The organism is Protofrankia sp. CiP1_Cm_nod2, from assembly GCF_920664355.1.
Taxonomy (GTDB): domain Bacteria; phylum Actinomycetota; class Actinomycetes; order Frankiales; family Frankiaceae; genus Protofrankia.
The window spans coordinates 1,517-9,886 of the sequence record NZ_CAKKTL010000202.1; the positions used below are offsets into that span (position 1 = coordinate 1,517).

General features: G+C 71.5%; 7 protein-coding genes. 5 read left to right on the forward strand and 2 right to left on the reverse strand.

Annotated elements, in window-relative coordinates; all coding sequences use genetic code 11:
• Nucleotides 1-72 precede the first annotated feature (72 nt).
• Both NBW84_RS18895 and NBW84_RS18900 read left to right on the forward strand, forming a co-directional pair.
• Nucleotides 73-549: a cupredoxin domain-containing protein gene (locus NBW84_RS18895; protein WP_250286068.1), complete on the forward strand. Its 477-nt coding sequence runs from the start codon at nucleotides 73-75 to the stop codon at nucleotides 547-549.
• 20 nt (nucleotides 550-569) lie between these two features.
• The gene (locus NBW84_RS18900; protein WP_250286069.1) at nucleotides 570-1,754 is read left to right on the forward strand and encodes a MarP family serine protease; all 1,185 of its coding nucleotides are present in this window, start codon (nucleotides 570-572) and stop codon (nucleotides 1,752-1,754) included.
• 79 nt (nucleotides 1,755-1,833) lie between these two features.
• Here NBW84_RS18900 and NBW84_RS18905 read toward each other — a convergent pair whose 3' ends face one another.
• The gene (locus NBW84_RS18905) at nucleotides 1,834-2,748 is read right to left on the reverse strand and encodes an alpha/beta fold hydrolase (protein WP_250286075.1); all 915 of its coding nucleotides are present in this window, start codon (nucleotides 2,746-2,748) and stop codon (nucleotides 1,834-1,836) included.
• Between the two features lie 193 nt (nucleotides 2,749-2,941).
• On the reverse strand, nucleotides 2,942-3,439 hold the full coding sequence (locus NBW84_RS18910) for a phage holin family protein (RefSeq protein ID WP_250286070.1): 498 nt from the start codon (nucleotides 3,437-3,439) through the stop codon (nucleotides 2,942-2,944).
• 529 nt (nucleotides 3,440-3,968) lie between these two features.
• Between NBW84_RS18910 and NBW84_RS18915 the strand changes: the two genes are divergently transcribed.
• From NBW84_RS18915 to NBW84_RS18925, 3 genes are all read left to right on the forward strand, one after another.
• Entirely contained in the window at nucleotides 3,969-5,198 is a 1,230-nt protein-coding gene (locus NBW84_RS18915) for a hypothetical protein (RefSeq protein ID WP_250286071.1), read from the forward strand.
• Nucleotides 5,199-5,779: 581 nt separating this feature from the next.
• On the forward strand, nucleotides 5,780-6,895 hold the full coding sequence (gene ssd, locus NBW84_RS18920; RefSeq protein ID WP_250286072.1) for a septum site-determining protein Ssd: 1,116 nt from the start codon (nucleotides 5,780-5,782) through the stop codon (nucleotides 6,893-6,895).
• Between the two features lie 101 nt (nucleotides 6,896-6,996).
• The gene (locus tag NBW84_RS18925) at nucleotides 6,997-8,310 is read left to right on the forward strand and encodes a TadA family conjugal transfer-associated ATPase (protein WP_445548768.1); all 1,314 of its coding nucleotides are present in this window, start codon (nucleotides 6,997-6,999) and stop codon (nucleotides 8,308-8,310) included.
• Nucleotides 8,311-8,370: the final 60 nt, after the last annotated feature.

Consider the following 8,370-nt stretch of genomic DNA (forward strand, 5'->3'; position numbering starts at 1 on the left):
CGGACGGCCCTTAAACGGACGGCCCTTAAACGGACGGCCGTCGGCGAAGGGCGACAAGGACCGGAGGCAGCAATGAGCGTAATGACCGGCCCGGATGCTCTCCCGGGCCTGGCGCCCAGCGCCGGCAGGCCGGGCCGCCGTCGAACGGCCCGCCCGGGCACGCTGGCCCTCATGCTCGCCGTCGTTGTGCTCGGGCTCGGGCTCAGCGGCTGTGGGAGCGACACACCGGCCGGCCCGCCCTCGGCCGCCGCCACCGCCACGCCAAAGATCGAAAATGGCGTCCAGGTCTTCGACGTGGTCGGCACCGCGTCCCTTGAGTTCTCCCCCTCGGCCCTGACGGCCCGGCCTGGGAAGATCCGGGTAAACCTGACGGTGCCGGCGGGCTCCGCCCCGCACAACTTCGTGATCCCGGAGATCCCCGAGGCCCGCACCAGCGTCACTTCGGCAGGCACATCACAGTCGGTCACGTTCACCATCGACAAACCGGGCAGTTACTCGTTCCTCTGCACGATCCATCCGAACATGCACGGCACGCTGACGGTCGGCTAGCGGATACCGGGCAGCCGAAGGTGTTCGACATCCTTGACCTCGTCCTGGTCATCGCTGTGATCGTTTTTGCCGTGTCCGGCTACCGGCAGGGCTTCGTGGTCGGAGCGCTGTCCTTCATCGGGTTCCTCGGCGGCGGCGTCCTCGGCGCGCACATAGCGACACCGTTCGCGGATATGATCAACGCGGAGTCGCAGGGCCCCCTCATCGGCATCCTCGTCGTCCTCGGCCTCGCCCTGATCGGGCAGATCGCCGCCACGGCGCTCGGGGCGGCCCTACGCGACCGGCTCACCTGGCGGCCGGGCCAGACCGTCGACTCGGTGGCTGGCGCGGTGCTCTCCGGTATCTCGGTGCTGCTCGTGGCGTGGCTGCTGGCAACGGCGGTCGACCGGTCCCCGTTCACCACCCTCGCCGAGCACGTCCGCCGCTCCGAGGTCCTGCGGACCGTCGACGCGGCCATGCCGAACGCCGTGCGCGACGCCTTCGCCGACCTGCGCAGGCTCGTCGACCAGAACGGCTTCCCCGAGGTCTTCTCCGGTCTCGGCGGAGGGCAGATCGTGCCGGTCGAACCACCCGACACCACCGCCGAGAACACCCCGGCCGTGCAGGCCGCGGCGAACAGCATCCTGAAGATCCGCGGGATCGCGCCATCGTGCTCCAAGCGGGTCGAAGGCACCGGCTTCGTCTACGCGACGGAACGGGTGATGACGAACGCCCACGTCGTCGCCGGGGTGACCCGGCCCCAGGTCGAGGTGGGCAACAGCACCCTGCCGGCCAGGGTCGTGCTGTTCGACCCCGACACCGACATCGCCGTCCTCTACGTGCCCGGCCTGCGCCGGACGCCGCTGCCCTTCCAGAACAACCCGCCCGGCCGTGCGGGAGACGACGCGATCGTCGCCGGATACCCCCAGGACGGCCCGTACACGACCGCGCCGGCCCGTATCCGCAACCGCCAGACCGCCAGGGCCCCGAACATCTACTCCCAGGGCACGGTGCTCCGTGACATATACGCCGTCCGTGGGCAGGTGCTGCCGGGCAACTCCGGTGGGCCGCTGCTGTCCGAGCAGGGCGCCGTCTACGGCGTGGTGTTCGCCGCCGCCACGAACGACTCGGACACCGGGTACGTGCTGACCAGCGCCGAGGTGGACGACCTGGCCGCCGCCGGTCAGACCACGACCAACGCCGTCAGTACCCGAGGCTGCGACTGACCGGGAGCCGCGACTGGCCGGGAGCCGCAGCCGGCCAGGATCTGTGACCGGACGGGAGCCGCGGCCGGACGGGGTGGCCTCACCGCGCCAGCCAGGAGAGGATCTCCTTGGTGACGACGTCCGGGGCCTCCTCCGGGAGGAAGTGGCCGACCCCGTCCAGCAGCTTCCACTCGTAGGGGCCGCTGACGTAGCGCCCTGAGCCCTGCGCGGTGGACGGGAGCATGAACCTGTCGAGGCGCCCGTGCAGCTGCAGGGTGGGGGCGGACACCGGCTGGCGCAACGCGGCGGCGAAACGGGCCCCGTCCGGCCGGAACAACGACCGGAAGACCCAACGGTGGTACTCCAGCGAGCTGTGCGCGACCCCGGGAATCCGGATCGCCTCGCGATAGCGGGCCTCCGTCTCGGCGTCGGGATAGCCCGGGCCGCCCCACGCCCGCAGCACCTCACCGACATAGGCCGCGTCGTCGGCGACCAGTACCCGCTCCGGGCGCCACGGCAGCTGGAAGGTGATCAGATGCCGGCCGGCGGCACCCTGCCCGCGCAGGTTCGCCAGCATCTCGTGCCGGGTCCGCAGCGGATGCGGCATGGAGAGCACCACCAGCCCGCGCACGAGACGGGGGCACAGCGCCGCGGTCGTCCATCCGGCCAGGCCGCCCCAGTCGTGCCCGACGATCACAGCATCCCGTTCGCCGAGGGCCCGTACCAGCCCGGTGACGTCGTCGGACAGGGTGAAGGCGTCATAGCCACGGGGGGGCTTGTCGCTGGCCCCGTAGCCGCGCAGGTCGGCGGCGACCACCCGGTAGCCGGCAGCGGCGATCCCGGTGAGCTGATGGCGCCAGCCCCACCAGAACTGGGGGAACCCGTGCAGCAGCAGCACCAGCGGGCCCTCGCCAAGCTCGGCCACGTGCAGCCGGGTGCCGTTCGCGGACACGTCACGGTGATGCCACGGGCCATCCACAAGGACGACGCCGGGCTCGGGAACGGCAGCCTCCATCACACGTCAGCATGACAGACAGCCGGTTCGGGACGGCATGTCCGCCGTGCCAGGTGGGCCCGGGGCGTCCGCCGGAGCGCGTCAGCGGACCGGTTCGGCCGGCCGGCCCACCTGCGGCCAGCTCGCCCGCGACCGGTCCGTCTCTGACGAGCCGACTCACTGGCTCAACTGACGAGCCGGCTCGACGAGCGGTTCAGCGGACGGGGACGGTGTCCTCCCGGTGGCTGAGCGGATTCCCGTCGGAACGGTGCGCGCCGGCATGGTTCACGCTGGACCCGACGATCGCCGTCGGGTGCTTCAGCCAGGCGATATCGTCCCTGACCGTCTGCAACGTGCGCTCCGGGGGCGACAGTTTCTTCAGCCGGGTGGCCGCGAGCAGGGCCAGCAGGGATGCGACGAGCACAAAGAGCAGGGCCGTGAGGAAGTACGACCAGAACCGCTCCACGCCGGCCCAGGTGAACAGCTCACCGAGCCCGATCGTGATCGCGATCAGCGCGCCGAACCCGAGGCCGGCCGCGCCGGCCAGGAGCCCGGCGCCGAGCCCGGCGGACACGGCCTGTTTCGACAGCTCCGCCTTCGCCAGATCGATCTCCTGCCGGACGAGTAGTGATATGTCCCGTGTCGCGACGGCGACGAGCTCGCCGAGCGTCGCCTCCCGACCGGCTGAGCGGTCGTGTGTAGGGGTCGGCACCGTTGATCCTCCTTCTGGGCACGGGCTGTCCTCCACCGGCATGGACGTGGCTACCGCCTGACGCTGGGCACAGCGTCACGGGCCGCCTGACAGCGTCCAGGTCACCACATGGTGCCCGATGGCAACAGCTCAACACATCCACCGTTCATCCATGGTCGTCAAGCGCGGTTGCGGAATGTCCGAGACGGCTGTGGGCCTCCCTGTGATCCGCTGTTCCCCGGTTCTGCGACATCCGGGACCGGTACCGCCTCCGGGCTGCTGAAGCGTTCGTTGCTGAGGCGTTCTCTGCGCAGTCTGCCGCGTCCGGCGTCGGCGCGCGGCCCGGATATATTGTGATGCCCGTACCCGGCCGGTTCGGGCCGTCGCGACCGGGCCTGATGGACGTCGGTGGGCGTGACGACCGAACGAGGATCTTTCCCATCCGCCCCCTTGCCCGGACCGGCCGCGGGCTGCCGGCCTGCGGCGGGCCGGCCGCGGGCCCGTACGCGACCGGATGTCCGTCCGGAGGTGACCCGGTAGCGTACGGACAATGACCGCAGCCACCGGGTCGGATCCGTTCGCTCTTCTCACCGTTCTGCCGGGCGTTCACGACGCGGTCACCGCGGCCCGGTCGTCCGTCGACGCCCTGCTGCGCCACCGGGTCATGCGTCGCGGCAGCGCCGCGGTGACGACCGAGGTGTCGCTGCGGGCCGCTCGGGCATCGGCTGCCCTGGAGGGTCACGACGTCGGCCTGGAGGCCCTGCGCGCGCGCCTGAACCGTGCCCTGCCAGCGGCGACGCCCGGTGCCGGTTCCCCCGCTGGCACCGCTGGCAGCGGTGCCAGCGGCTCGGCCGCCGACGCGAACGAAGGGGCCGGTGGACAGCCGGGTGACGAACCCGCCGGTGGCCTGGCGGGCACAGCCGGGGCCCTTGACATCGACGTCACACTCGGCGCGATCCGGCTTTACGCCGAACTGGGGACGCTGCGCGGCGCCTGGGAGCGGGCACCGCGACAGGCACTCGCCCGGATGCACGTGCTTGTCGCCCGCGGCCTCATCGCGGACATCGACCTCGGCCGGCCAAGAGAGCGGGAGCATCCCACCGCCTCGCCTGCTTCGTCCGCGGACCTCCTGCCCGCGGACGCTTCACCCGCGCCCGTCTCCCACACCGGCCGGCCGGCCGCTTCCGGTTCCAGCGGTCAGGTGGCTTCCGGCGGCTCGCCCACAGCGGTGCCCGCCGGGGGAACGGGCGTCGCGGCCATCGTGGATCCGGCAGACCCCCTCGGTCTGGGGCCGGCGCCCTCGCCTGCCGAGACCGCCGCGCGGCTGAGCGGGCTCACCGAACTGTTGCTGGCCCGGACTTCCGCGCCGGCGATTCTCGTGGCCGCGATCGTGGAAGGCGAACTGCTGACCATCCGCCCGTTCGGTACGTTCGATGGAATCATCGCCCGGGCCGCCGGACGGCTGGTGCTCATCAGCCGCGGTCTCGATCCGAAAGCCGTGACCGCGACGGATGTGGGCCACGTCGAATCCGGCCGTATCACCACCAGCGCGACGGCTATCAGCGACACGACCACCGCTGATATGACCGCCAGAAATGCGGCTACCCGCAATACGGCTACCGGTAACGTGCCCACCGACGGCTATGCCGACGCCGCCCGTGCCTACGCCGGAGCGGGCGCCGAAGGCGTCCGTCGATGGATCATTTATTACGCCCACGCGCTGGAACTGGGTGCCCGTGAATCCCTAGCCATCTGTGAGGCCGTCGTCCGGGCGAACTAAAAGTCAAGAGCCTCGTGACCGCATCCTCCTTACTTGATCGAAAGATTTGATCAATTTTGGATCAGTGCTGCGACCAGCATAAATAACTCAGAGTAATGTAAATTGCACGAGGTTACGCGACCCCGGCCGCCTCTACCAGATACTCGATCACACGGCCTCGCGTCCGGATGGTCACCCAGCATTGACCAGCGACTGTTACGGACGACCATCCAGACCGGCGGCATCATGCTCGCTCTTCCGCGCTCAACTTCCGCACGCGCACTCTTCCGCATTCGGCTTCTGCGGCTCGAGCCACCGAGCCGCGCCTTCACCTCGGGGGCGATCCTACCACGGTCCGGCCGTCGAGCCAGCGGCCCGCCTCAACAGATTAACGGGTCGGTGGATCGGCGTCGGTGGATCGGCGTCGGTGGACTGTCGACGTCATCGACGTAGATCGATCATTACCGGCCCGAAAATCCTTTATTAGAACATATTCGGAGGCTGTGGAGAACGAATTATCCACAGGCCCGATGTGCGTCATGGTGGACGTCCGTCCCCGCTATCCGACGGCTCCCACTATCCGACGACAGAAGGGCCCTGCCATGACATCCGCACCGCCCGTCCCCAGCCTCGCTCCCGAACCCGGGCCGGGTGCCCGGCCGCTGGTCGTCACCGACGAACCGCCGCTGCTCGACGATCTCCTGCGGCTCGCCGCGACGGCCGGAGCCACCGTGGACGCCGTGGCCGACGCCGACCTCGCCCGCCGGTACTGGAACAGCGCCCCGCTCATCCTCGTCGGGGCCGACCGGGTGCCGTCCTGCGTCGCGCTCGGGCTCCCCCGGCGTCCGGGCATCGTGCTGGTCAGCTCCGACCTCGACGACGGCGGGGTGTGGGAGGCCGCGGTCCGGCTCGGCGCCGAGCATGTCGCCTTCCTCCCCGACGCGGAGGACTGGCTGATCGACGTCTTCGTCGACGCCACCGAACCGGACCAGCGGTACGGCACCATGATCGGCGTGGTGGGCGGCCGCGGCGGCGCGGGGGCCACCAGCCTCGCGATCGCGCTGACCCTCGCGTCCCTGCGCCGTGGCCACGACACGGTCCTGGTGGACGCCGACCCGCTCGGCGGCGGCATCGACCTCGCCCTCGGTATCGAGGAGCGGCCCGGGATGCGCTGGCCGGATCTGGTGTCCGCCCACGGCCGGCTGCCACGCCGGGCACTGACCGGGGTGCTGCCCTGCCTCGGGGAACTCCCCGTGCTCTCCTGGGACAGGACCAGCCCGACGGCGATCACACCGTCCGTCATGACCTCGGCCATGGCCAGTGTCCGGCGCGGGAACGATCTGCTGGTGGTCGACCTTCCCCGGTTTCCCGACCTGACCGCGGCCGCGGCCATGCAGATGGCCGAGCTCATCCTTGTGGTCGTGCCGGCCGAGGTCCGCGCAGTCGCCGCCGCCGGCCGGGTGTGCGACACGGTCAACCGGTACTGTGCCGACGTCCGTGTCGTTGTGCGCCTGCCAGGCCCGGCCAGGCTGCAGGCCGATGTCGTCTCCGACGCGCTCGGGCTGCCGGTGGCCGGGACGCTACGGCACGACCAGGGCCTCGCCTCCGGGCTGGAGCGGGGCGAACCGCCGGGCGGCCGGCGCCGCAGCTCGCTGGCCCGGGTCAGCGGCCGGATCCTCGACGACCTCGGCCTGGCCCGTCCGGACGTGGCAGCATGAACGAGTATTCCGCCGCCGAGCGCTCCACGCCCGGGGCCGCGCCATACCACTCCCACGATCACATCACTGTCCAGCGGAGGGGCCCGGAACGCCCCTTGACGATGCCGGCCGCTGTCCCTCCCGGCACCGCTGTCCCTCCCGGCACCGCGGACGCCGCGCACCCTGACGAGGAGCTGCTGGCCGGGATCCGCCGACGGCTGGTCGGCTCCGGCGCCGCGATGACGTCCGCGCGCATCGCGGCGGCCGTCCGGGCCGAAACCGGCCCTGCCGACGGCGACTCGCTGGATCTCTACCGGTCGCTGGAGTCGGAGCTTGTCGGTGCCGGCCCGCTTGAGCCGCTGCTGGCCGACCCCTTCGTCACCGACATCCTGGTCAACGGGCCGGCGGAGGTCTGGGTGGACCGCGGCAGCGGCCTCCAGCGGTGCGGGATCACCTTCCCCGACGACGACGCGGTACGCCGGCTCGCCGTCCGGCTGGCCGCCGCGACCGGCCGGCGCCTGGACGCCGCCACCCCGTTCACCGACGCGCGCCTCGGCGACGGCACCCGCCTGCACGCCGTGCTCGCGCCTGTCGCGGTCACGGGCACCTGCCTGTCCCTGCGGATCCCACGGCCGCGTCCGTTCACCCTGGACGATCTCGTATCGACCGGCACGGTCGCCCCCGCCATGGCCGAGGCACTGGACGCGCTCGTGCGGGGCAGGCTGGCCACCCTGGTCACCGGCGGCACCGGTTCGGGCAAGACGACCATGATGGGCACGCTGCTGGGCCGGGTCGACCCCGCCGACCGGGTCGTGATCGTGGAGGACACCGCCGAGCTCGTCGTGGACCTGGCGCACGTCGTCCGCCTGGAGTCCCGGCCGCCGAACATCGAGGGCGCGGGCGGTATCGACCTGCGGGATCTGGTACGTCAGGCACTGCGGATGCGGCCTGACCGGATCGTCGTCGGCGAGGTCCGCGGCGCCGAGGTCGTGGATCTCCTGGTCGCGCTCAATACTGGTCATGAGGGCGGGCTGAGCACCGTCCACGCGAACGCGGCGGCCGATCTGCCAGCCCGGATGGAGGCGCTTGCCGCGCTCGCGGGCCTGGACCGGACGGCCCTGCACAGCCAGCTCGCCTCGGCGGTGCAGGCCATCGTCCACCTCAGGCGAGATCGTGACGGAATCCGTCGGCTGAGCGAGATCGGCGTGCTCTTCCGCGACCAGAGCGGGCTTGTGCATGTACTGGACGCTCTGTGCCTGCGCCGGCGCCCGCCGTCGCGTGACCCCCGGGACAGCGGGAGCGGCCACGGGGACGGCTACCTGGACACTCCCCAGGTCGTCGTGGCCGGGGCCGGGGCGCGGGTTCTCGACCGGATGCTCGCCGAGCGCGGCGGGCCGCGCCCTGACCTGCTCCGCGCCGCCGCCGGTGGTCGGTGATGCTGGCCGTGGCACTTGCCGCCGGCTGCTGCGCCGGCGCCGCGGCGCTGGCCGCCGGGC